This is a genomic window from Methyloterricola oryzae (genome assembly GCF_000934725.1).
In the GTDB taxonomy this organism is placed as follows: Bacteria; Pseudomonadota; Gammaproteobacteria; order Methylococcales; family Methylococcaceae; genus Methyloterricola; species Methyloterricola oryzae.
This window is the reverse complement of the sequence record NZ_JYNS01000002.1, coordinates 237558-259888: the sequence shown is the minus strand read 5'-3', so window position 1 is coordinate 259888 and position 22331 is coordinate 237558. Positions and strand designations below refer to the sequence as shown.

Annotated in this window: 23 protein-coding genes; 15 read left to right on the top strand and 8 right to left on the bottom strand. The window is 62.7% G+C overall.

What is annotated here, in order from left to right:
- Position 1: 1 nt before the first annotated feature.
- Together queG and EK23_RS04915 are read left to right on the top strand one after the other, a co-directional pair.
- On the top strand, positions 2–1051 hold the full coding sequence (queG, locus tag EK23_RS04920) for a tRNA epoxyqueuosine(34) reductase QueG (protein WP_045224185.1): 1050 nt from the start codon (positions 2–4) through the stop codon (positions 1049–1051).
- Between the two features lie 169 nt (positions 1052–1220).
- The gene (locus EK23_RS04915; protein ID WP_145998558.1) at positions 1221–1781 is read left to right on the top strand and encodes a hypothetical protein; all 561 of its coding nucleotides are present in this window, start codon (positions 1221–1223) and stop codon (positions 1779–1781) included.
- A 131-nt stretch (positions 1782–1912) separates the two neighbouring features.
- Here the strand turns inward: EK23_RS04915 and EK23_RS04910 are convergent, their stop codons facing one another.
- Complete coding sequence (locus EK23_RS04910) at positions 1913–2872, bottom strand: cation diffusion facilitator family transporter (protein ID WP_045224183.1); 960 nt, start codon at positions 2870–2872, stop codon at positions 1913–1915.
- A gap of 12 nt (positions 2873–2884) precedes the next feature.
- Positions 2885–3325, bottom strand: a complete 441-nt coding sequence (gene mscL, locus EK23_RS04905; RefSeq protein ID WP_045224182.1) for a large-conductance mechanosensitive channel protein MscL — start codon at positions 3323–3325, stop codon at positions 2885–2887.
- Positions 3326–3504: 179 nt separating this feature from the next.
- On the opposite strand from mscL, the gene EK23_RS04900 reads away from it, so the two are divergent.
- The gene (locus tag EK23_RS04900; RefSeq protein WP_045224181.1) at positions 3505–4335 is read left to right on the top strand and encodes a hypothetical protein; all 831 of its coding nucleotides are present in this window, start codon (positions 3505–3507) and stop codon (positions 4333–4335) included.
- 29 nt (positions 4336–4364) lie between these two features.
- Here the strand turns inward: EK23_RS04900 and EK23_RS04895 are convergent, their stop codons facing one another.
- Positions 4365–5654, bottom strand: coding sequence for a citrate synthase (locus EK23_RS04895; RefSeq protein WP_045224180.1), 1290 nt, complete (start codon positions 5652–5654; stop codon positions 4365–4367).
- Positions 5655–5854: 200 nt separating this feature from the next.
- Here EK23_RS04895 and EK23_RS04890 point away from each other — a divergent pair, with 200 nt between their 5' ends.
- From EK23_RS04890 to EK23_RS04870, 5 genes are all read left to right on the top strand, one after another.
- Positions 5855–7225 carry an MFS transporter gene (locus EK23_RS04890; RefSeq protein ID WP_045224431.1) on the top strand — a complete coding sequence of 457 codons (1371 nt, stop codon included), beginning with the start codon at positions 5855–5857 and terminating at the stop codon, positions 7223–7225.
- A 120-nt stretch (positions 7226–7345) separates the two neighbouring features.
- A complete protein-coding gene (gene wrbA, locus EK23_RS04885; protein WP_045224179.1) occupies positions 7346–7942 on the top strand; it encodes an NAD(P)H:quinone oxidoreductase in 597 nt (198 codons plus the stop codon).
- A complete protein-coding gene (locus EK23_RS04880) occupies positions 7939–8274 on the top strand; it encodes a DUF2069 domain-containing protein (protein ID WP_045224178.1) in 336 nt (111 codons plus the stop codon). The genes wrbA and EK23_RS04880 overlap by 4 nt, the downstream gene beginning before the upstream one ends.
- A 4-nt stretch (positions 8275–8278) precedes the next feature.
- Complete coding sequence (gene hda / locus EK23_RS04875; protein ID WP_045224177.1) at positions 8279–8977, top strand: DnaA regulatory inactivator Hda; 699 nt, start codon at positions 8279–8281, stop codon at positions 8975–8977.
- Complete coding sequence (locus EK23_RS04870) at positions 8974–9891, top strand: ketopantoate reductase family protein (RefSeq protein WP_045224176.1); 918 nt, start codon at positions 8974–8976, stop codon at positions 9889–9891. The genes hda and EK23_RS04870 overlap by 4 nt, the downstream gene beginning before the upstream one ends.
- A 30-nt stretch (positions 9892–9921) precedes the next feature.
- Here the strand turns inward: EK23_RS04870 and EK23_RS04865 are convergent, their stop codons facing one another.
- The 3 genes from EK23_RS04865 to EK23_RS04855 are packed head-to-tail and all read right to left on the bottom strand — an operon-like array spanning position 9922 to position 14749.
- Positions 9922–10863: a class I SAM-dependent methyltransferase gene (locus EK23_RS04865; protein ID WP_052807934.1), complete on the bottom strand. Its 942-nt coding sequence runs from the start codon at positions 10861–10863 to the stop codon at positions 9922–9924.
- Positions 10860–13004 (bottom strand): iron-containing redox enzyme family protein, encoded by a 2145-nt coding sequence (locus tag EK23_RS04860; protein ID WP_045224175.1) that lies wholly within the window; start codon positions 13002–13004, stop codon positions 10860–10862. The genes EK23_RS04865 and EK23_RS04860 overlap by 4 nt, the downstream gene beginning before the upstream one ends.
- The gene (locus EK23_RS04855) at positions 13001–14749 is read right to left on the bottom strand and encodes a carbamoyltransferase family protein (protein WP_045224174.1); all 1749 of its coding nucleotides are present in this window, start codon (positions 14747–14749) and stop codon (positions 13001–13003) included. The genes EK23_RS04860 and EK23_RS04855 overlap by 4 nt, the downstream gene beginning before the upstream one ends.
- Positions 14750–14821: 72 nt before the next feature.
- Between EK23_RS04855 and EK23_RS04850 the strand changes: the two genes are divergently transcribed.
- From EK23_RS04850 to EK23_RS04820, 7 genes are all read left to right on the top strand, one after another.
- Positions 14822–15961, top strand: a complete 1140-nt coding sequence (locus tag EK23_RS04850; RefSeq protein WP_052807933.1) for an alkane 1-monooxygenase — start codon at positions 14822–14824, stop codon at positions 15959–15961.
- 22 nt (positions 15962–15983) lie between these two features.
- Entirely contained in the window at positions 15984–16361 is a 378-nt protein-coding gene (locus tag EK23_RS04845) for a VOC family protein (protein WP_045224173.1), read from the top strand.
- Positions 16362–16374: 13 nt separating this feature from the next.
- On the top strand, positions 16375–16563 hold the full coding sequence (locus EK23_RS04840) for a hypothetical protein (RefSeq protein WP_045224172.1): 189 nt from the start codon (positions 16375–16377) through the stop codon (positions 16561–16563).
- 1 nt (position 16564) lies between these two features.
- Positions 16565–17113 (top strand): ribosome biogenesis factor YjgA, encoded by a 549-nt coding sequence (gene yjgA, locus EK23_RS04835; RefSeq protein WP_045224171.1) that lies wholly within the window; start codon positions 16565–16567, stop codon positions 17111–17113.
- Positions 17110–17604, top strand: coding sequence for a cytochrome c (locus EK23_RS04830; RefSeq protein ID WP_045224170.1), 495 nt, complete (start codon positions 17110–17112; stop codon positions 17602–17604). The genes yjgA and EK23_RS04830 overlap by 4 nt, the downstream gene beginning before the upstream one ends.
- The gene (locus EK23_RS04825; protein ID WP_082053948.1) at positions 17601–19109 is read left to right on the top strand and encodes a DcaP family trimeric outer membrane transporter; all 1509 of its coding nucleotides are present in this window, start codon (positions 17601–17603) and stop codon (positions 19107–19109) included. Before EK23_RS04830 ends, EK23_RS04825 begins: the two co-directional genes overlap by 4 nt.
- 120 nt (positions 19110–19229) lie before the next feature.
- Positions 19230–20315, top strand: a complete 1086-nt coding sequence (locus EK23_RS04820) for a triose-phosphate isomerase family protein (RefSeq protein WP_082053947.1) — start codon at positions 19230–19232, stop codon at positions 20313–20315.
- A gap of 80 nt (positions 20316–20395) precedes the next feature.
- On the opposite strand, the gene EK23_RS04815 is transcribed toward EK23_RS04820, so the two are convergent.
- Both EK23_RS04815 and purT read right to left on the bottom strand, forming a co-directional pair.
- On the bottom strand, positions 20396–21010 hold the full coding sequence (locus EK23_RS04815; RefSeq protein WP_045224168.1) for a lytic transglycosylase domain-containing protein: 615 nt from the start codon (positions 21008–21010) through the stop codon (positions 20396–20398).
- 91 nt (positions 21011–21101) lie between these two features.
- Positions 21102–22298, bottom strand: a complete 1197-nt coding sequence (purT, locus tag EK23_RS04810; RefSeq protein ID WP_045224167.1) for a formate-dependent phosphoribosylglycinamide formyltransferase — start codon at positions 22296–22298, stop codon at positions 21102–21104.
- Positions 22299–22331 lie beyond the last annotated feature (33 nt).

Here is a 22331-nt window from a genome sequence, read left to right as displayed (position 1 = left end):
ATTGCCCGACACGGTCACCCTCGCCCGCCACATCAAGGCCTGGGGAAGGGAACTCGGCTTTCAGGCCCTGGGCATCACGGACATCGACCTCAGCGAGGCGGAGGGCCAACTGCAGGCTTGGCTGGACGACGGCTTCCACGGCGAGATGGACTATATGGCGCGTCATGGCAGCAAACGCAGCCGGCCGCAGGAACTGGTGCCAGGCACGCTGCGGGTCATCAGCGCGCGCATGGACTACCTGCCAGAACCTCGGGAAAGCCTGCGCGAGCGCCTGGAAGACCCCGCAGCGGCGTATATTTCGCGCTATGCCCTGGGCCGGGACTACCACAAGCTCATGCGAGCGCGCCTGCAGCAACTGGCCACGCGCATCGAAGCGGCGGTGGGGCCATTCGGCTATCGGGTCTTCACCGACAGTGCGCCGGTGTTGGAAAAGGCGCTCGCCGAAAAAGCCGGGCTGGGCTGGATCGGCAAGCATTCCAACCTGATCGACCGGAAGGCGGGCTCTTGGTTCTTCCTGGGCGAGATCTATACCGACCTGCCCCTGCCGGTGGACACGCCATTGCCCAATCATTGCGGCAGTTGCAAGGCCTGCATCGACGTCTGCCCCACCCGGGCCATCGTCGCACCTTACCGGGTCGACGCGCGCCTTTGCATCTCCTACCTGACCATCGAACTCAAGGGTCCCATCCCGCTGGAACTGCGACCGGCCATGGGCAACCGTATCTTTGGCTGCGACGATTGCCAAATGGTCTGCCCTTGGAACCGTTACGCGCACTTGACCGCTGAAGGCGATTTCGCGCCCCGCCATGGACTCGATACCGCCGCCTTGCTGGACCTGTTCGCCTGGGACGAAGACAGCTTCAACCGCCGGACGGAAGGCTCGGCCATCCGCCGCATCGGCTACGAGCGCTGGCTGCGCAATATCGCCGTGGCACTCGGCAACGCGCCAACGTCGGGCCTGGTCATAGCGGCCCTGCAGGCCCGAGCCAGCCATCCCTCCGAACTGGTGCGCGAGCACGTGTGCTGGGCGTTGACGCGCCATGGGAATTGATTGCGGAGCCGATTTTCGCCGGCGGCGCACCGCAACATTTCGGCTTTACGGGTATGACTATTTTACGTATCGCTGGTGAATTCCACCCAGACTGGCGGGTTCCGATTTCAGAGAATCTCTCCCGAGCGCACCGCAGCGCTCGCACAATGTCAGTCAAAAGGAGAATCCCATGCACCGTCTACACAAGAACAACCTAGCAAAATTTCTGATCGCTATCCTGGCAGCCACTGCACTCAGCAGCCCCGTGTCTGCACAAACTGCACCCGATATCGCCGTAGGATTTGAAGCAGAACCCAACCCGTTGTTTACCCCTTACGATGCCAAGACCTACCCCGGAATCAACTGCGAAGCCCAAGCTACCGCTCAGGATGCCGATTTTTCCAACGTCGGCTTCGACATGTTCAACATCGCCACCGCGAAACGCTCGGTTGTCTGCCCCATCGTTCGCGACAACACCTCCAACCTGGATGGCACCTTCTCGGTGCGCGTGCACGTCAATAACGCAGCCAACAAGACCTTGACCTGTACGCTGTACAGCAATAGCCAGTATGCCGTGCCCATAGATTCCAATCAGGCATCGACTTCAGCGACAGGCGATCAGACTCTCTTTCTGGACGTGGATCTCAGTGAGGAAGGCGGTTACTACGGCATCAATTGTTCGCTACCGAGCGGCACCGCGATCCGGAGCTACGAAGTACGGGAGTACCTGGATACGGACAATCGCAGTTAAGTTAAGTTATGTTAGGTACGGTTGGTAGCCGCATATTGACGCCAGGCCGACAGCAAGGAGTCCGGCTTCATGTCCGCAGGCTCGGGCATGCAGCCGGACTTGCACTGGTCCGGTTTCAATCACGCGCCGCGTCAATGGTCATGCCCGGCGTGGCAATCCACGCGCGTATGCCCGTTGGCCTTGGTGATATCGCAGTAGAGAAGATCCGGTTCGCAGCCCTCGCATTCCAATTGCAGGGTGGAATGGGCGATGCTGTAGCGCTCCCCCATGAAGTTGTTCACCCGCCGCTGGATGAGGACTCCCTGGCTTATCGGTATGTCGTCGGTGACGATATGCGCTGACAGCATGCGCAGGCTCTTGGAGATGCTCCACACGTGCAGGTCGTGGACTCCGCGCACCCCTTCGATCTGCATCAGGTCGCGCACCACCTGGCTCATGTCGATGTCGCGCGGCGTGCTTTCCAGCAGGATCTCCACGGTTTCCCGCAGGATGGTCCAGGCATTCCAGACGATCAGCAAGCCGATGAGGACGCTGGCCAAGGGATCGAACCAGTTGATGCCTGTCAGCCAGATGGCGACACCGGCAGCGACCGCGCCCACGCTGGAAAACAGATCCCCCATCAGATGCACGAAGGCGCTGCGCAGGTTGAGGTCATGCTCACTGCCATGACTCACCAGCCAGGCGGTCAAGCCATTTACCACGAAAGCGGCGGCACCCACCGTCATCAGGATATCCTCCGCCACCGGCGGCGGTTCCAGCAACCGCCGGTAGGATTCATAGAAGATGCCGATGGCGATCACCACCAGGGTGCTGGAATTGACCATCGCCGCCAGGATGCCAGCCCGGTGATAACCATAGGTCTTGCCCGCATGCGAGGGTTGGTCGGCGAGGCGCAACGCCCACCAGCTCAGCGCCAGCGCCAGCACGTCGGTCAGGTTGTGGGCGGCATCCGTCAGCAGCGCCAGACTGTTGGCATAGATGCCGGCGATCGCTTCAAAAACGACGAATGCCAGGGTGACCAGCAGCGACAGGGCGAGCCGCGCACGCGAATTACCGTTCCCGGCGGCATCATGTTGGTGTGAGTGGGACAAAGGGCCTCGTGTTCAAACCGGCAAGGTGCAATTGGGGCAGCGCTTGGCCTTCAGTGCAATGACGGAAGCGCAATGGGGACACTCGGTGGTGGTCGGGTCGGCCGGAGGGGCTTCCTTCTTGAGCTTGTTCAAGGCACGCACTAGGAGGAACACGGCAAAGGCGACGATCAGAAAACTGATCACGGAATTGGCGAATAGCCCGTAATTGATGGTGACCGCGCCCGCCTTCTTCGCCTCGGCCAGAGCAGCATAGGGGCCCGGCGTCGCGCCTTCCTTGAGGACGAGGTAAAGATTGGAAAAATCCACGTTGCCCAGCAGCATGCCGATGGGCGGCATCAGCACATCGTCTACCAGCGACTTGACGATGCCGCCGAAGGAAGCGCCGATGATGATACCGACGGCCATGTCCACCACATTGCCGCGCATCGCGAACTCTTTGAAGTCTTTCAGCATTTGCGTTGCCCTCTTTATTGTTATTACGCTGCGGCACCCGGGATCCAACAGCCGCGATTCACATGCTAAGGTCTACCGGGCCTCGGGGCAAGCCACCGTTCACGGCCTTTGCAAGCGGCCCGAATTGGCATACGCTAAAGGCCCTCATCCCTCGCCTCGCTCCCTGCTGGAGCATCATCATGAACACGCGTACGCTTTTATTCCCCATATTTCTGATTTCCTCTGCCTGGCAGCCTGCGGCACAGGCCGAGAGCATGCTGGAATTCCTCATGCAGGAATCCGCCGGCTCTAGCGGCACCACCCAGCCGGTGATGATCAAGAACGGCATGCTGCTGGTAAAGGGCGCCGGCGGCGACAAGCACCTTGACCTGCTTTACAGCCGCAGCCAGCAACGCTTGAGCATCATCGATCACCGGCGCAAGACCATCATGCCGGTAGACGAACAGCAGGTTAAAAAAATCTCGCGCCAAACGGAGGACTTCATGCCCTTGCTGCAGGGCCTTGGAGCACAGGCCGCTAAACTCAAGCCCGAACAGCGCGCCAAATGGGAACAGATGCTGGGCGGCAAGATCTCCCTGGATCACCTGGCCGATACGGCAAAGCCACCCAAACCGACCAATATCGTCCGCACCGGGATCGACAAGCAGGTTGCCGGCGTCCAGTGCGAGGAAATGAGCGTGGTGCAGGGCAAGAAAACAATGGCGGAAGTTTGTGTGGCGCCGCCGGAAAAACTCAATCTGACCAAGGACGATTACGCCACCATCCGTTCCCTGTTTGATTTCTCCGGCAATCTGGCCGCCAAGACCCACGGTTTCGCGGAGCACTTCGGCATCAAGATTCCCCATTTGAACGTCAAGGAAATCGGCGGTGTGCCCGTGGAAATGCGCGATCTCTCGGGCTCGCGGCAGGGCAGCCTGACTCTCAACCGCGTCGTCACCTCGTCCGTGTCAGACGACCTGATGAAAGAACCGACCGGCTATAAGACCGAATCGCTCTCCCTCTGGAAATAGGCGCCCGGTCCCGGGCGCCGCCATTCCCCTCAGGGGCGGATGCCAATATCCACGTAGTTGTGATGCCCCTCGCCGGTGTAGATCTGGCGGGGGCGGGCTATCTTCATGCCCGGGTCCTCGATCATCTCCTTCCAGTGGGCGATCCAGCCGGGCAGGCGCCCCAGCGCGAACATCACCGTGAACATGTTGGTGGGAATGCGCATGGCGCGGTAGATGATGCCCGAGTAGAAGTCCACGTTGGGGTAGAGCTTGCGCTCGATGAAATAGGGATCGGTGAGGGCGGCTTCCTCCAGACCCTTGGCGATTTCCAGGATAGGGTCGTTGATCCCCAGGTGGTCCAGCACCTTGTCGCAGTATTTCTTGATGATCTGCGCGCGCGGATCGTAGTTCTTGTAGACGCGGTGCCCGAAGCCCATGAGCTTGAAAGGGTCCGACTTGTCCTTGGCCTTGTCGATGAATTTCTTGTAGCTGCCGCCGTCCTTGTTGATGGCCTCCAGCATCTCAATCACCGCCTGGTTGGCGCCGCCATGCAAGGGTCCCCACAGGGCGCAGATGCCGGCGGAAATGGCGGCGAACAGATTGGCCTTGGAGGAACCCACCATGCGCACGGTGGAGGTCGAGCAATTCTGCTCGTGGTCCGCATGGAGGATGAACAGCACGTCCAGGGCCTTCCGAATCACCTCGTCCGCCACATAGGGCTGGATCGGGGTGGTGAACATCATGTGCATGAAGTTGGACAGGTAATCCAGTTCCGGCTTGGTGTAGACGAACGCTCGGCCTACTGAGCGCTTGTAGGCGAATGCCGCCAGGACCCGAACCTTGGACAGCAGGCGCGTGATGGTCTCGTCCCGCTCCTCGTCGGTCTGGTCGGGCTTCAGCAACTGCGGGTGATACACCGAGAGGGAGCACACCATGGCGGAGAGTATGGCCATGGGATGGGCATGGCCCGGGTACGAGGTGAAGAAGCTCTTCATGTCCTCGTGTATCAGGGAGTGATAGGTGATCTTGTCCTTGAAGCGCTGATATTCCTCCTGGCTCGGCAGATGGCCGTAGATCAGCAGATAGGACACTTCCATGAAGGTCGACTTCTCGCACAACTCGGCGATATCAATGCCCCGGTAGCGTAGGATGCCGGCATCGCCATCGATGTAGGTGATGGACGAGAGACAGGAGCCGGTGTTGGCGTAGCTGGGGTCTAGCGTGATGTAGCCTGTCTCGGCCCGAAGGCGCGTGACATCCATGGCCTTCTCGCCTTCGGTGCCCTCGATGAGGGGAACTTCATAGGTCTTGTTGTTGAGTTCGAGTTTGGCGGTACTCATGGCAATGTTTTCGCTGATCCTTGATGGGGTTCTGGTAAAGTAGGCGGCCGTTCGCCAGTTGTCTGGCACGCGGCTGAAGAGACTCCCAGGGCCCAGGAAGGTGCCGGCTTATGCTGTGCCGGTTCTATTCAGCATTTCCCCTGGACGACGTGTCCGATTATACCGAACTCGCCCCCGCTGTCCTGTACACAAGGCGCAGAATGCATAAACAATCTATTGTCCATGAGCAGGCAATCGCCAGCATGGCGGGCCGCATCGAGCGGCTTCCGGTGTGCGGCTTCCACCGCCGTTTCATTTCCCTCATCGCCCTGGGCGGCTGGTTCGACTTCTACGACATTTTCATGATGGCCTACATCGGCGCGGCCATGCAGAACTCCGGGTTCCTGACCCGCGACGAGTTCACCCTGACCATTTCCGCCGGTTTCCTGGGCATGTTCCTGGGCACCATCGTATTCGGCATGGGCAGCGACCGATTCGGCCGCCGCACCGCCTTCCTGTTCATGCTGCTGATCTATTCGCTGTTCACCCTGCTGGGCGCCTTTGCCGAAAACGCCTGGCAGCTGATCGTCCTGCGCGCCCTGGCCGGGCTCGGCATCGGCGCGGAACTGACGGTGATCGACACCTATGTCTCGGAAATGGTTCCCAGCCGCGTGCGCGGCCGCTATGTGGCCATCACCCAGGTGGTGGGGTTCACGGCGATTCCAGTGGTGGCCCTAGCGGCCAAGCTGCTGGTGCCCACCCACTGGCTGCTGGAGGGCTGGCGCTGGGTCATGCTCATGGGCGCTGGTGGCGCGCTGTTCGTCTGGTATCTTCGCCGCAAGCTCCCGGAGTCGCCACGCTGGCTGGAGATCGCCGGCCGCCACCCGCAAGCGGAGGCCGTGATGAGCGCCATCGAGGATCAGGTCCGCCACAGCACCCGCGCGGAGCTGCCAGCCGTGCCCGCGATTGCCGTCACGACCGGGGCCAAGGCCTCGCTGCGGGAACTCTGGCAACCGCAATACCGTGGCCGTACCCTGCTGCTGGCCGTCTTCCATCTGCTGCAGACCATAGGCATCTACGGTTTCGCCAACTGGGCGCCCACCTTTCTGCTGGCCCAGGGCAAGAGCCTGGGCGAGTCCCTGGAATACGGCTTCCTCATCGCCCTGGTCAGCCCCGTGGGCCCCTTGCTATGCGTCCTGAGCACCGAACTGTTCGAGCGCAAATGGGCCATCGTGGTCCTGGCCACGCTCATGGCCGCGAGCGGCATGCTCTTCCCCTTTGCCGACACCGCCTGGCAGATTGTCGCCACCGGCGCGGTGCTGACCCTGTTCACCTACTGGTTCTCGGCGGTGCTGCACGCCTACCAGGCGGAGCTCTTTCCCACCCGGGTGAGGGCGACTGGCGTCGGTTTCACTTACAGCATCAGCCGCCTCAGCGTGATCTTGTCGACCCCCATCATCGGCCTGCTGCTGGCCCACGGGGTGCTCCCGGTGTTCCTGTTCATGGGCGCGGCCATGCTTGGCGTCGCCCTGCTCATCGCCGCTTTCGGGCCCCGGACCAATGCGCTGTGCTTGGAAGAAGTTTCGCGCTGATGCCGTCCTTGAGCGTCTCCTCGCGGGCAAAGCCATGAAAGATTGGCGTTCTGCGGGTAGAATGTTGCGCTTTCCGATGCAGCCAACCCGGGCCACACGCCCCCGCAGCGAAAGCAACCCATGGTCGAAATCCTGATTCTCTACTACAGCCGCTACGGCTCCACCACCGAAATGGCCAATCTCGTGGCCCGCGGCGTCGAGGAAGTGCCGGGCGCGACGGCCAAGATCCGCACCGTGCCCGAAATCTCCACCGTGACCGAGGCGACGGCCGAACCCGTGCCGGAAACCGGCGCGCCCTACGCCACCCTGGACGATCTGAAAAACTGCGACGGCCTGGCCATGGGCAGCCCGACCCATTTCGGCAACATGGCCGCGCCCATGAAATACTTCCTGGACAACACCAGCGCCCTCTGGTTTTCCGGCGATCTGGCGGGCAAGCCGGCGGGTGTCTTTACCTCCACCTCATCCATGCACGGCGGCCAGGAAGCCACCCTGCTGACCATGCTGCTGCCCCTGCTGCATCACGGCATGATCCTGGTGGGCATTCCCAGCCAGGAATCGGCCCTGAGCAAGACCACCTCGGGCGGCACGCCCTACGGCCCCAGCCGGCACACCGGCGGCAAGGAAGGCATCACCGAGGACGAGAACAAACTGTGCCGCGCCTTCGGCGCCCGCTTGGCAAAGGTGGCCCTGGCGCTGAAGAACGCCAAGCTGTGACCTTCGCTGCACGCCACGCCGCGGCTGCAGCCCTGTGCGGCTATTTCGCCCTGCTGATCCTCTGGGTGGTCTGGGCCACGCTGCTGGCGCCGCTCCATCACGCCCCCACCGCCCTGGTGCTCAGCGTAGGCACCCTGCCCCTGCTGCCCTGGCTGCGCGGCTTGCTCTACGACCGGCGCAGCTCCTATGTGTGGCTGGGACTGTTCAGCCTCGGCTATTTCATACACGGCATAGGCGCCGCGACTGATGCCGGCAACCGCGCTCCGGCCCTGCTGGAAGTGGGCTTCAGCCTGCTCCTGTTCGGCGCCTGCCTGCTGCGTTTGAAACACTAGAGCCATGTCCCGGCAAGTTCCCCTGCCCTTCGCCTTCAACGCCGAACTGGGTTTCGAGCAGTTCCATTCCGGCGGCAACGAAGAAACCGTGGCCCATTTGCGCCGGCTCGCGGCCAGCCCCGATGAACCCTTACTCTACCTCTGGGGCGGCGAAAGTTCGGGCAAGTCGCATCTTTTACAAGCCTGCTGCCGGGAAGCCCATGCCGCCGGGCTGGCCGTGTCCTACTTGCCCCTGGCCCTGCTCATAGAATACGGCAGCGAGGTACTGGAAGGGCTGGAGCAACAGGATCTGGTCTGCCTGGACGACATCGACCTTCTGGCCGGCCAGCCGCCCTGGGAGCAGGCCTTGTTCCGCCTGTTCAATCGCCTGCGCGATGGCGGGCACCGGCTGATGGTTTCGGCCGGTGTGCCGCCCGCCGAGCTTTCCATCGCCCTGCCGGACCTGAAGACCCGCCTGAGTTGGGGGCTGACCTTGATGCTCAGACCTCTGGAGGACGAGGACCGGCTCGCGGCCCTGTCGCTACAGGCGCGCAGCCTGGGCCTGGACCTGCCGCCCTCGGTCGGACGTTTCCTGCTCGCCCATTACCGGCGCGACCTGGCGAGCCTTCGGCAGTTGCTGGAGCGCCTGGATCAGGCCAGCCTGGCCGCCAAGCGCAAGCTCACCATCCCGTTTCTGAAAACCTATCTGGAAGAATCCTCATGAAAGTACTCGTCATCGGCACCGGCGCCATCGGCAGCTTCTACGGCTCCCTCCTGGCCAAGCAAGGCGCGGAAGTCTCGGTGTTGGCGCGCAGCGATTATGAGCATGTGAAGGAACACGGCATTCACATCGAAAGCAAGCTGGGCAACTACGAGTTCCGGCCGCACCAGGTAGTGCGCTCCGCCCGGGAGTTGTTCGGCAAGCCCGACTACGTGCTGCTCTGCATCAAGGTGGTGGAAGGCGCCGACCGCACGGAGATCCTGCGCGACGCCATCGGCCCGGGCACCGCCATCGTACTCATCTCCAACGGCATCGACATCGAGGCGGAGGTCGCCTCAGCCTATCCCGACAACGAACTCATCAGCGGTCTGGCCTTCATCTGCGTCACCCGCACCGCTCCGGGCCGCATCTGGCACCAGGCTTACGGCAAGCTGGCGCTGGGCAGCTATCCGTCGGGCACCTCGGATAAAACCAAGCGGCTGGCCTCGCTGTTCGACACCAGCGGCATCAATTGCGTCGCCACCGAAGACATCGCCACCGCGCGTTGGCAGAAATGCGTGTGGAATGCCGCCTTCAGTCCGCTCTCGGTGTTGTCCGGCGGGCTGCCCACCAGCGACATCCTCACCACCCAGGAGCCATTCGTGCGCGCCATCATGGCGGAAATCTGCGCCATTGCGGCGGCAGCCGGCCACAAGCTGTCCGACGACATCATCGAGCTCAATGTGTCCAGCACCCACAAGATGCCGCCCTACAAGACCAGCATGCTGCTGGACTACGAGGCCGGCCGCCCCATGGAAACCGAGGCGATCCTGGGCAATGCGGTGCGCTACGGCCAGCGCCTGGGCGTCGCGATCCCGCACTTGGAATCGCTCTATGCGCTGATGAAACTGCGCGAACTGCAATTGCAGGCCGCCTGAACGAAGTCAGTGCCGGAGCTTCCCGAAAAACTAAGCTGATGGCGCAGCCAGCGATTTGCGCCTGAACACATACACCGCCGAGCCCAACTCCGGCGGCAGCACCAAGGCGCTGAGCGCCGTGTCCAGTTCCAGGCTGAATTCACGCTGAGCCCCGTAGGCTTTCCAGTCGCCCGCCGCGGTCCGGTAGCAACTGCCGATCATGATGTACAACTCCACGCTGGCGGTCTGGAAGATATGGCGTTCGAAGCGGTTGGCCGCCGGCGGCCATGAGCAAATCACCACCCGCGGCTTGAAGCGGCGCAGGGCCTCGCTGGCCTCCAGCTTCAGAACCGATGCCGGATAGTCGATGCGGTGTCCCCAACTGTGATCGTCGGTGGCGGTGACGCTGACGCCCGCATCCGAGAGAAACCGCGCCAAGGTGCCGTCTCCGGCGCCTATCTCCAGACATGTTCGCCCGCCGATCAGGCTCGCCAGCCGCTGGACCAGTTCGCGCGAATAGAAGCAGTAGATGCCCTTGCTTTCCACCAGCGGCATCAGCAGATCCCGCTGCCGGATGCAGGGCCACAGCAGGCGGAACCAGCGCAGGGACACCGGCTTGCGCTCAAAGGCACGCCGAAAGAGCAGCCACTGCGCCAGGGTCCCGCTGACCAGGCCGAAGCGCAGCCGCCGCCCCTGGCCACCTGCCGCAGCCGCCAGCGAGTAACTCTTGAAGAGCAGGCCGAACATGCGTTTTCGCACCAAAGCCCGGGAATCGCCGGCCCGCCCGCGCCGGTCTTTGGGCGGACTCCCGGCCATAAGTCCGGATTCCGAGGTAATCCGGGCATGCAACTGCTTGAAATCGCGCTTGGCGACGATCGCGGCGAATTCGGCTTCCACCGCATCCCATTCCGCGGGAAAGCGCGAACGCAGTTCGGCCAAGCTGGGCTTGGTCCCTAACCAGCTTTGCACGGAGGCGTCCTTGCGCCGGTTCATGGCGACAGTACCCTGAAAGGATTGCGCGCCGTCACAAGATGACGCAGGCCGTTCTGTACGACCTTGGCCAATCGTTTTGGAACGAACCGGCGACAGAAAGCGAGCCCCAATTGCCAACGGAAACGCCGCGTTGCAGCGTCCAGGGAGCGGTAGCCGCACCACACGCGACGCCAGTGCGCCTGCACGCTGACTTCGCCGCCCAGGTCACGGACCTGCTCCAGATGGATCTGCACCGCTTCCACCGCCAAGGCGGCGTGGCCGCCCGCCAGGCTGTCGATGGACTGGTGCAAGCTCACGATGAGGGGGTCAAGTCCCCAGTGCTCCAGTTCATCCGCCAGGAAGCGGTATTGCGCGCCGAGCCCGCTGAGTTCTATGGCCAGGTTCAGCCCCAGGGTTTCCGGCAGCCAGCGCTCGGGAAAGCAGGCGATGGCGAGCAAATAGGCCGGCAGGTCGAAAGCCGCATCCAGAAAGCCCGCGTCCTCAGCAAAGGCCGCCTCCCGCACCTCGGGCAACTCGATGCCACACTGCCGCAGCAGTCGGCGATAGACGTTGGGGTGGTTCCATTCAACCTGGCCCGCGCCCAGTTCATCGGCATAGATCCGCAGCAGCAGCCGTTGCAGACGCCGGTCCTGCTGGCCGGCGGCGCAGGCCCGCTGCAGCCAGGCGCCATCGACGAGGATGGCCGGGGCGAACTGGCGAATGCCGAATTCGTATTCCTCCCGCCGCAATCGGGCCTGGCCCCGAAAGGGCTTGTAGCGGGCGACTTCCTGGGCATGGACACGATTCACCCAGTCCTGCAGACCTTGCGGGCTGTAATCAAAGTAAGCTTCCCGCAGCCTGCCTCTGCGACCGATGCGTCGTTGCGCGCGGCGCAGGACGCCTTCGGCATAAATGCCAGCCGCCTCCGCCGCATCGGGAACGCGATGTGGGTTGAGCAGCCGATGAAACAGTTCCCGGGTTTCAAGAGCGGTGCACGCACCGCCTGGCGTCCTCGAGTCCGTGGTCTTCAGGCTCACCCTGCCGCCGACCACGGGTCGATCGCCGCGCGGCTTTCCCGTCTCCCGGTCTGCCCGCGGTTCATCCTGCCGCGGCTGCTCCAGCCAGGCACCGATGAGCGCCAGTTCCTCGCGGCTGAAGATGCCGAACATGGGACCTCCAAACCCTGTCAGGCGGTCGAAAGGACGCTCCCCGGCCGGACCCGACACATAGGTCGAAGCGGCAAAAGCGCGCAGGAAACCCTCCGCATCGAAAGGCTCCTCAGCAAACCAGGCATCCAGGGTCTTGCCGCCGACACTGGCCTGGCCGTGATAACCTCGGGCGTAGTTAGCCTTGGCTCTTAGCAAATCGGCCACCCGTTCCTGGAGCGAGACCGGATGCAGGGCCATGGCTTGCAAGGCCGCGAGATACGTCGCCTCCTGGCTTTGATAGCAGCGATATCCGGCGCTCACGCGCCGCCAAATCTGTCCTGCATGCGGTGAAGGTGCCAGACACGCGCGCAGTGCCTGATCGGCAGCCTCTGCCAGTGTCCCGAGCCTTCGGCTCCTTTCTTCCGGGGCCAGCCCTACCAGCCGCCAGGGCGAGACACTGCCGGTATAGGCCAGGGTAAAGCCCAGCACTTCCGGAAAACAGTCACCACTCAGCCAGCCCAGCTCCAGGCGCAGACTGGCCAAGGCCAGGGCTTGCTTACCCACGCGAGGGTCGTAGGCAAACTGACGGGACGCCACCGGCGGCAACAAACAGCCATGCCGTGCCAACATGCCGCGATAGGCAGCCGCAGGGCTGGCGGCCTCGTCCGCCCCCAGCAGTTCAAGATAGCCGCCGAACAATCGGACGACCTCCGGCCTGTGGGCATTGTCGGCACGCGCCAAACCTTGCAGCCAAGCCCCTTCCGTAAGTCCCAGTGGTGCGTGGAAAGCCAGCAGGGCCGGATCATCGGGCGGCTCAGCGCAGGCGAAGGCGCGGGCTGAAACGGCTTGCCATAACCTGTCGGGATCGGGCGGGAAACCAGCCAGTTCTGACTCGTCCGCCACAGGAATCCGCCACTCCCGCGCATGCGGCTGCCAGCCGCCCTGCACACACCGGAGGAAGCGATCCCGCTCATCCACGGGCGCGCCTGGATTGGCGATGGTCGCTCCGTTCACAGCACCCCCGGCTTGGCAATCAGATGATCTCCGATCACCAGCACATCCAGCCCGCTGGTCATGAAGACGCTCACCGCATCCTCAACCGAGTGGACGATGGGCTTGCCCATGACATTGAAGCTGGTGTTCAGCAGCAGGGGCACGCCGCTCTCGTGGTAAAAGGCTTCGGTCAGGCGATGGAACCGGGGATTGCGCGCCTGCGTCACCGATTGCAAGCGGCCCGTGCCGTCCACGTGCACCACCGCCGGCACCCGCCGCGCGGCCTCATCGCGGAAGCGCAGGGTGCGCTCCATGTAGGGCGACTCCTGGTAGTGCTCGAAATACTCCGGCCCGTGCTCGTGCAGAATGGAGGGCGCGAAGGGACGGTACTCCTCGCGGAACTTGACCAGGGCATTGATGCGATCCTTCATGCCAGGCTCGCGCGGGTCTGCGAGAATGGAGCGGTTCCCCAAAGCCCTGGGGCCGAATTCGGCCCGGCCCTGCACCCAGGCGACCAACCTGCCCTGAGCGAGCAGGCGCGCCGTTTCCTCGCATACGGTTTCGGGCAGGTGGCGGCAATCCAGGCCGGACCCAAACCGCGCCAGCCGCCGCAAAGCCTCTTCCGACAATTCCGAACCCAGGTAAGGCGACAAACTTTCACGCCCGGGTGGAATTTCGCCATGATCCTCGCGCCAGGCCAGCCAGGCCGCCCCCAAAGCCGTGCCATCATCAGCCGGCGCCGGCGGCACATAGACCTCGCGAAAGGGCGTGCTTTGCGCGATCTGTCCATTACAGGAGGAATTCAAGGCGCAGCCTCCGGCCAGGGCCAGGCGCTCCATGCCCGTCGATCGGGCCAGATTGCCCAGGAGTTGCATCATGATTTCCGTGAAGAAATATTGCCCGGTGAAGGCCAGGTCGGCCACGGCCTCGGCAGGCTCACCCGGCAACCGCCGATGGGCCTCGAGGGCGTTCAGCGCATCAAACAGGGTGGCATCCACATAATCGAGTTCCAATCCGCTGACCCTAAGCACGCTGCGGAGCAATGCCAAGACCTCTTCATCCAGCGCCCCGTAGGGCGCTAGCCCCATGACCTTCCATTCTTCGCCCTTGAGCCAGTCAAAGCCGCACAACTCCGTGAGCTTCATGTAGAGCAGGCCCAGGCTGGCCAATCCCCGCACCTTGGGTAGACGTTGCAGATGTCCGTCACGGTAGGTAAAGAAAGCCAGCGAGCCGCGCTCCCCGTAGGAATCCACCACCGCGCAAGCACAGGCTTCGAAAGGCGAGGCATACACCGCGCTGGCTGCGTGCGCCGCATGATGATCGTAGTCGCGATATTCGACCCGGCAGTCGGGAGCAACTTCCTTTACCATCCGCGCCAAGTTAAGCCCGGTGCGCCCGATGGCGCTGCGGTTGGCGGCCATCATGTGGTGCAGCTGATAATTGGCGAGGGGCGAACGCAATCGCTTGATGCCGGGGCGCAAAAGCCCCCGTGCCGAAAGTACCCCGAGCCGACTCACCAACCGCTCATAGAGCGGACGCCTGGCCAACCAATTGCTGGCGACCACCAGGCGCTGCGCGCCGGAACAATACGTCGCCAGCAATTCAGGCAGTCGGTACAGATTGTCGGGCTCGCAGTTGAGCGCGCGCTTGTATTGCAGATACCGTTCCGTCGCCTCGGCAAATAGAACCCTGCCGTCCTGGTCGACGATTGCCATAGCCGGATCATGATAGGTGACCCCCAGGCCGATATAAAAGGTTTTCGCCATGCCGAATCGTCGGATAATGCGCTAATGTCCGCTGTCTATTGCGGGTCCGGATCAATAAAAACTAAAACAGCCATGGCCAGCGTAATCACTTTACCTCTGCCCTCGGGCCTGCAAGACCAGTTGCGGCCGCTTCTGCCGATCGCCGTCAGCATGGCACTGCCCGCCGCCAACCTGGTCTTCCTCGCCACGGGACCGCACGCCTGGGACGTAGCCCTGATTTGGACGCTGCCGGTCTGGCTGCTCATCTACGCCGACCTTAAAGGCCCCGCGGCGAAAAGCGAGCCCATGGATAGCGCGGGCCGCTGGTTCGACCCCAGCCTGTATCTGCTGTTCTGCCTGCAACTGGCCAACATCCTGCTGATGCTATTGATGGCAAGCCGCCTCAGCTGGTCGAGTTGGACAGACTTCCTGACCTCCGCCTGCAACATCGCCGCGATGCGCATTATGACAGGGACCAATTCCTGTTGTTCCGGCATTGCCCTCGCCCACGAACTGATACACCGCCGCGCCGTTCATCGACGCTGGATGGGCAGGATACTGCTGTGGACGGTCTGCTACGACCATTTTATGGTGGAACACCTGCTCGGCCATCATCGCCGCGCCAGCACCCCGGATGACCCGGCCACAGCCCGCTTCGGCGAGAGCTACCGCGCGTTCTGGCGCCGCAGCCTCCCGCAACAGTTCAGCAGCGCCTGGCGGCTGGAGAGCCGCCGCATCAGATGCCTGGACGCAGGATTGTGGCACCACCGAGTCCTGCAGGGCCTGCTGATCCAAGCCGTGCTGCTGGTGACCATCGCCTATGGCTTCGGCTTGGTCGCCCTGCTGATGTTTCTCTACCAGGCGCTGGTGGCGGTACACCTGCTGGAGACGGTGAACTACTTCCAGCATTGGGGCCTGACCCGGGGCGGGCGGTATTTCTCGGGTGCCGACGCCTGGAGCACCGATGCCTGGATGACCACGCATGCCTTCGTCGGCCTGTCTCGCCATGCCGATCATCATGCCCATGCGACCAAGCCGTTCCAACAGTTGCGCTTCCACACGGACAGCCCCAGGCTGCCTCACGGCTACTTCGTCATGGCGGTCACGGTGAAGCTGTTCAACAAACACTACCGCCGCATGGCTGAACAGGAGTTGCGGCGGCGCGCGCTGGGCCCGCACCGTGTGGACGGGGCTTGCCTGATCGATGCGTCTTCGTCAAACTTCGCAGCTTAGGCGCCTTCTGGAGACCCGAGCCATGTCCCTGATCACCCGACTGCATCATGCTTCCGTCATCATCTCCGAGATGCAGCCGGCCCGGAATTTTTACGAGGGCGTACTGGGGCTCACGCCCAGCGACAAGCGGCCTGTGCTGCCCTACGGCGGGGTGTGGTATGAGATTGGCGCCAACCAGATCCACCTGCTTCAGGTTCCTAACCCCGATGCCGGATCCAAGCGCCCGGAGCACGGCGGCGTGGACCGCCATGTGGCATTGGTGGTGGACGATTTCGACCAGTTGATGGAGCGCCTCGACAAGGCGGGAGTGCCGTATTCGGTGAGCAAGTCCGGGCGCCGCGCCCTGTTCTGCCGTGATCCCGACGGCAATGCGGTGGAATTGATCGGCTTCGACATCTGAGCGGAAAACGCCAGTGGGACCCTACTCCACCCTGGAAACCATCGCCATCGCCGGCATCGCCGTGCTGATAGTGCTTTGGTTCCGGCCGGGCATCAAGGCCTCCCTGGCCCGCAGCCGCCAGAGCCAAGCGCGCTGGGGTGATGTCGTGCTCCCCTTGGGCCTGGTGGTCCTGTTCGTCATCTTTCTCATCGTCATCAGTTGACATGACCGTGCACGACCAAGAAGAAGAATTCGACGACTACGCCGAGCGTCCCAGCAAATCCCAGATCAAACGTGAATGCCACGCCCTGGAAGAGTTGGGCGAGGAACTCGCGGCCCTGTCGGCCGAGAAGCTCAGCCGCTTCGATCTGTCGCCGGAGCTGCGCGAGGCCATCCGCCAGGTGCAGACCATCACCAGCCACGGCGCGCTCAAGCGCCAGCGAAAATTCGTTGGGAAGCTCCTGCGCGAAACGGACGCCGAGCCCATCCGCCAGCAATTGGCCAGCCTGTCGGTGCAGAGCGCGCAAGCGGTGCATGCCTTGCACCGTGTCGAGCAGTGGCGCGACCGCTTGCTTGCAGGCGATGACCACGACGTCAATGCCTGCATGGAACTGCACCCGGAGGCCGACCGCCAGAAGCTTCGGCAACTGGTGCGGGACGCCCGGCGCGAACGAGCGGCCGAGGCGCCGCCGCGCTCCGCGCGCTTGCTGTTCAAATACCTGCGCGAACTCATGGTCGAGCAAGCCGAGGACGCGCAGGAGGAAGAAACGTGACGCCCCTGGGGCCTGCCCTCGCAGTGTCCTGCCTGACAATTTGCCTCGCTTCCTGCAGCACGGTCGTCCCTGGCGCCCCAGCCCGACTGCCCGATACCGGGGAACCGGCCCTGCATGCCGTGCACGAGCAAGAACTCCGCGCCGTGATGGCACAGATGAACAGCCTGATGTTCGACACCCTGCGCACGGAGTTGGAAATTGACAAGGAACGCCGGCAGCGGGCCCGGCAGATCGCGGATGCGGCCCGCGAACTGTCCAAGGCGGTGGACGGCATACCCGCCACCCTGCCTCGGCTAGGCCTGAGCGAAGCGGAGCAGGTGAGCTTCAGAGCCCTGGCCCATCGCCTGGACGACCAGGCACAAGGGCTCGAGCAACTTTCCCGCAGCAATCAAATCGATTCCATCGAACCGGCCTTGCAGCAGATGACCCTGACTTGCAACGCCTGTCATCAACTCTTCCGCAAGCTCGACCATCACGGCAAGAAGCCATGAATCTTCGGGCTGGAAGCCTCCTCACGTTTTTGCTGGCTTTGGCAACTTTCAAGCCGGCGGCTGCCGACGACGAAGAGCTCAAGGCGCTGGTCAAGGAACTGGCCGGTCAGGTCAAGCAATTGACCAGCCGGGTGAGCGAACTGGAGCAGAAGCTGTCCCAAGCGCAAGCCGCCAAAAGCCCCCCCTCCCCGCCTACGGTTCCGGCGCAACAGACAAATGCCGCTTCAGCGCTCGCGTCGAAGCCTGCATCTGCTTCGCCAAGTCCAATGCCCTTCGCCAAAGCGGCCGGCCCCTTACCGACCATGCCCCCGGGCATCACTGGCTCCGCCCTGGGCACCACCCAGGACAACGTGGACCTGCGCAGGGCGGTTACCGTCGGCGATGTCAAAGGCTCCTTCAAGATCCCAGGCACCGAAACCTCCCTGGCCATCGGCGGCTACGCCAAGCTGGATGCGATCTACAACAGCATCAGCAGCGGCATCAACAATTTCACCGACCTGCTGCTGGTGCCCAGCGCCATACCCGTGGGTGAGGCACGGCAAGGCGAACACAGCCAGGTCAACTTCACCGCCCGCGAAAGCCGCTTCTGGCTGAAAAGCTTCACGCCCACCGCCTGGGGCGAACTGAACACCTTCCTGGAGATGGATTTCTACGCCTTCCAGTCGCCCGGCGACGAGCGCGCCACCAACTCCCACGCGCCACGCCTGCGCCACGCCTATGGCTCCCTGGGACATTTGCTGGCCGGCCAGACCTGGTCCACCTTCATGAACGTCGCGGCCCTGCCGGAAACCAACGACCACGGCGGCCCGGTGGGACAGATATTCGTGCGCCAGGCCCTGATCCGCTGGAGTCAGCCCTTCGACGCGGGTGGCGTGCCGCTGGAATTCCAGGCGGCCTTGGAATCCCCCGAAACCACCTTGACCTTGCCGGACGGTAACCGCCTGACCACCGACGACGACCGCGCGCCGGACATCGTGGGCCGGGTGAACTACACACCCACCTGGGGATCGCTATCCGCCGCCGGCATGGCGCGTCTGATCCGTAATTCCCAGAACACCGCTGACAACGAGTCCTCGCGCTGGGGCGGCGCGGTTAGCCTGGCCGGACGCGTCAAGACCTTCGACCTGGACAATATCCGCTTCATGCTGAATTACGGCAATGTGCTGGGACGCTATACCACCTATGACATCTTCAACGACGGCGCGCTGGAACCCAACGGCACGGTGGCTCTGTTCGATGTGTTCGCCGCCTTTATCTCCTACCAGCATTGGTGGAACGCCAACTGGCGCTCCACCGTGGCCTACGGCTTCGCCCAAGCCGACAACCCGGCCTTCGTGGCGGGAACCGCCAATCGCCAGGCGCAAAGCGTGCATGTCAACCTGCTGTGGAGTCCTTTGCTGCAGACCACCATTGGGCTGGAATACATCTATGCCCGCCGCGAGCTGGAGAGCGGGGAATCCGGCGATTTGCAGCGCGTGCAATTTTCCACACGCTTTAATTTCTGACCCAGGTCAATCCCTTGTGATTCGCGGCTCCTAGGGTCCTGAAAGTCCCGGGCGCGCGGTCAGGCGGCTGTGCTAGCATTGCTCTTATAAGAACCATTGACCCACGGGAGGGGGTGAACCATGAAAGCCGCGAATGCTCGTGTGTTCCGCAACTACTACCGGCAGCGCACCGCTAACCAGTGGCACAAGATCGAAGCCGAGGTCGGCACCCCGGACGCCATCCGGCCGTTCATCGCCGGCAACTGGAAGATGAACATGATCCCCAAGTCGGGCATCGCCCTGGCCGCCCGCATCTTCGACCAGTGCCGGGGAATCAAGGATGTGGATATCGGCCTCGCGCCGCCTTTTACCGGCCTGTCCATCCTGGGCGAATACATTAAACCCGATTTCCTGCGCTCCGAGTATGGCTTGGGCCGCAACGTGTTCCTGCTGGCCCAGGACACCTTTTTTGAGTACAAGGGCGCCTTCACCGGAGAAATCTCACCGGAGATGCTGAGCGCCATCGGCGTCGACCGGGTGATCATCGGCCATTCCGACCGTCGCGCAAACCTGGGCAAGTATTTCGGTTTCGGCTCCAGCGTTGCCCGTCGCCTGACCACCAGTTTTCTCGCGCATGAACTGGAAGAACAGAAGGCCGCCAAAACTCGCGACGAGCAGGTCATCGCGGCGCTGGAGCATCTGGTCGGCGTCAAACCCGAAATTCTGGCGGGCATGGCGCGTTTCCTGGAGGATGAACTGAAGGAGCGCGCGGGCGAGAGCGACGAGGCGATCCACCGCAAAGTGAAAGCGGCGCTCGCTCAGGGACTGCAAGTGATCCTTTGTTGCGGGGAAAATTGGGAAGCGCGGGCTGCCCATGAAACCTTCCACTTGCTGGACCGGCAGATCCGCATCGCGCTTGAAGGCGTGTCCCCACGCACCATCAAGGAAGTGGTGATTGCTTATGAGCCGGTCTGGGCGGTGGGCGAAGGAGCCGAACCGGCAACGCCGGCACAGATCAGCGAAGTGCACGACTTCCTGCGCAACCTCATCATGGACCTGTATGGCGAACAGACCGCCGCCAGTATCCGGATCCTCTACGGCGGCAATGTCAAGCCCGACAATGTCATCGAGATCATGATGCTTTCCGGGGTCGACGGCGTGCTGGTGGGAGGAGCGAGCCTTCGGGCCAAGGACTTCTCGCAGATCATCCGCTTTGGCCTGGACTAAAAGAACAAAACCCGCCGCAACGCTTCAAGCGCGACGGCGGGTAACGACTATTTCCGAAATGGTGCGAAGGGCCGTCGTGCTCAGCGCCGGTAGTAATTGAGCACCTTGGCGACGTAATCCTGCGTTTCGGCAATCGGGGGAATCTGATAACCGAACTTCTTCACCGTGTTCTCGCCGGAGTTGTAGGCGGCCACCGCCAGGCGCACATCGGAGAACATGTCCAGCAGTTCGCTGAGGTAGCGCGCCCCACCTTCGATATTCTCAGCCGGATCAAAGCGATCCCTCACGCCAAAGCGTTCGGCCGTGGCTGGCATCAACTGCATCAATCCGGCGGCTCCCTTGTTGGAAACGGCCCCCGGATTGTAGGCGGATTCCGCCCGGATCACCGCATGCAGCAAGGCCGGATCCAGATCGTAGCGGTCGGCGGTTTCCTCGATCAGGGGCGAATACGCGAGCCGTCCCCGCTCGGAGGCGCGACTGAACGAGAAATTCCTCGATAGGGGAGCGGGTTGACTGCGACGAGCCAGCATGACCGAAACCGGAGTGCGTATGATGAGCTTGAAGCCACGGTGCTTGGGTTTGTCGGTGTAGACCACGTGCCCGCTGCCATCGACGAACTTGTAAACATCCGCCGACGCCAGTCCGCTCAGGCCCAAGGCCGTCACCAAAATAGAAATAGTCAGCAAGAATCGCATGTTATGCCTTTCTGATCACTTCATGATCCTTACGCGCAGGCTCACTGGAAGTGTTGCACGCTTCAGGAATTTTGCAAAATTCGGAACGGACTCAAACCTCGGACGTCAGAACACGGCTGGCGGCAAGTCGCGCTCGTTCCCTGGCTTCATGGGTATCGGCACCCAAGGCCAGGGCTACACCCATGCGGCGCTTGACGAAGGCTTCCGGCTTGCCGAACAGGCGCACCTCGGTTTCGGGGACCGACAACGCCTGCTCCAAATCGGTGTAAGCGATGCCTACCGCATCCAGACCGCCATAGATCACGGCGCTGGCGCCGGGACCGCGCAAAACGGTTGAAACCGGCAGCCCCAGAATGGCGCGGGCATGCAGCTCGAACTCGCTCTGGTTCTGGGTGATCATGGTGACCATGCCCGTGTCGTGGGGCCTGGGACTCACCTCGCTGAACCAGACCTGATCGCCCTGAACAAACAATTCCACGCCGAACAGGCCGCGCCCGCCCAAACTGGCCGTCACCGCGCCGGCTATGTGCTTTGCTTCTTCCCAGGCCTTGGCCGACATAGCCTGAGGCTGCCAGCTCTCCACGTAATCGCCGCTCTCCTGGCGGTGGCCCACCGGTTCGCAGAAGTTGGTTTCGATTTCGCCCGCCGCATTAAGGGTACGTACCGTCAGCAAGGTGATCTCAAACTCGAAATTCACTTTGCCTTCCACGATCACTTTGCCGTGCTTGACCCGTCCACCTTCCTGGGCGTGGTTCCAGGCGCGCTCCAGATCGGAGCTGGAGCGCAGCATGGATTGGCCCTTGCCGGAAGAGGACATTACAGGCTTGACGAAACACGGGTACCCGATGGATTCGGCAGCCGCCTCGAACGATTCAAAGGAATCGGCAAAGGCATAGGGCGAGGTCGGCAGCCCCAATTCCTCGGCGGCCAACCGGCGAATGCCCTCGCGGTTCATGGTCAGTTGCACCGCACGTGCCGTGGGGATGACTTCCGCCAGTCCTTCCTGCTCGATTGCGGCCAAAGCATCCGTGGCGATGGCTTCGATTTCCGGAACGATGAAATGGGGTCGCTCGCTTTCCACCAACCGCCGAATTGCCAGCGGGTCGGTCATGTCCAGAACATGGGCACGATGAGCCACCTGTTGGGCCGGGGCGTGGGCATACCGATCCGCCGCGATCACTTCCACGCCATAGCGTTGCAGGGCGATCACGACTTCCTTGCCTAGTTCGCCGCTGCCGAGCAGCAGCACGCGCGTCGCGCCGGCGCTCAAGGGGGTACCGATTTTCATCAAGTCTCCAGCAAATCAGCAATTGTATTGCAC

What these genes read in the sequence shown, in the direction of transcription:
- EK23_RS04895 (WP_045224180.1), bottom strand. Translation starts at nt 5,654, where the DNA reads ATGAGTACCGCCAAACTCGAACTCAACAACAAGACCTATGAAGTTCCC.
- EK23_RS04855 (WP_045224174.1), bottom strand. Translation starts at nt 14,749, where the DNA reads ATGGCGAAAACCTTTTATATCGGCCTGGGGGTCACCTATCATGATCCG.
- EK23_RS04915 (WP_145998558.1), top strand. Translation starts at nt 1,221, where the DNA reads ATGCACCGTCTACACAAGAACAACCTAGCAAAATTTCTGATCGCTATC.
- EK23_RS04845 (WP_045224173.1), top strand. Translation starts at nt 15,984, where the DNA reads ATGTCCCTGATCACCCGACTGCATCATGCTTCCGTCATCATCTCCGAG.
- EK23_RS04825 (WP_082053948.1), top strand. Translation starts at nt 17,601, where the DNA reads ATGAATCTTCGGGCTGGAAGCCTCCTCACGTTTTTGCTGGCTTTGGCA.
- wrbA (WP_045224179.1), top strand. Translation starts at nt 7,346, where the DNA reads ATGGTCGAAATCCTGATTCTCTACTACAGCCGCTACGGCTCCACCACC.
- EK23_RS04870 (WP_045224176.1), top strand. Translation starts at nt 8,974, where the DNA reads ATGAAAGTACTCGTCATCGGCACCGGCGCCATCGGCAGCTTCTACGGC.
- hda (WP_045224177.1), top strand. Translation starts at nt 8,279, where the DNA reads ATGTCCCGGCAAGTTCCCCTGCCCTTCGCCTTCAACGCCGAACTGGGT.
- purT (WP_045224167.1), bottom strand. Translation starts at nt 22,298, where the DNA reads ATGAAAATCGGTACCCCCTTGAGCGCCGGCGCGACGCGCGTGCTGCTG.
- EK23_RS04865 (WP_052807934.1), bottom strand. Translation starts at nt 10,863, where the DNA reads ATGAACCGGCGCAAGGACGCCTCCGTGCAAAGCTGGTTAGGGACCAAG.
- EK23_RS04900 (WP_045224181.1), top strand. Translation starts at nt 3,505, where the DNA reads ATGAACACGCGTACGCTTTTATTCCCCATATTTCTGATTTCCTCTGCC.
- EK23_RS04890 (WP_045224431.1), top strand. Translation starts at nt 5,855, where the DNA reads ATGCATAAACAATCTATTGTCCATGAGCAGGCAATCGCCAGCATGGCG.
- EK23_RS04815 (WP_045224168.1), bottom strand. Translation starts at nt 21,010, where the DNA reads ATGCGATTCTTGCTGACTATTTCTATTTTGGTGACGGCCTTGGGCCTG.
- yjgA (WP_045224171.1), top strand. Translation starts at nt 16,565, where the DNA reads ATGACCGTGCACGACCAAGAAGAAGAATTCGACGACTACGCCGAGCGT.
- EK23_RS04850 (WP_052807933.1), top strand. Translation starts at nt 14,822, where the DNA reads ATGGCCAGCGTAATCACTTTACCTCTGCCCTCGGGCCTGCAAGACCAG.
- mscL (WP_045224182.1), bottom strand. Translation starts at nt 3,325, where the DNA reads ATGCTGAAAGACTTCAAAGAGTTCGCGATGCGCGGCAATGTGGTGGAC.
- EK23_RS04820 (WP_082053947.1), top strand. Translation starts at nt 19,230, where the DNA reads ATGAAAGCCGCGAATGCTCGTGTGTTCCGCAACTACTACCGGCAGCGC.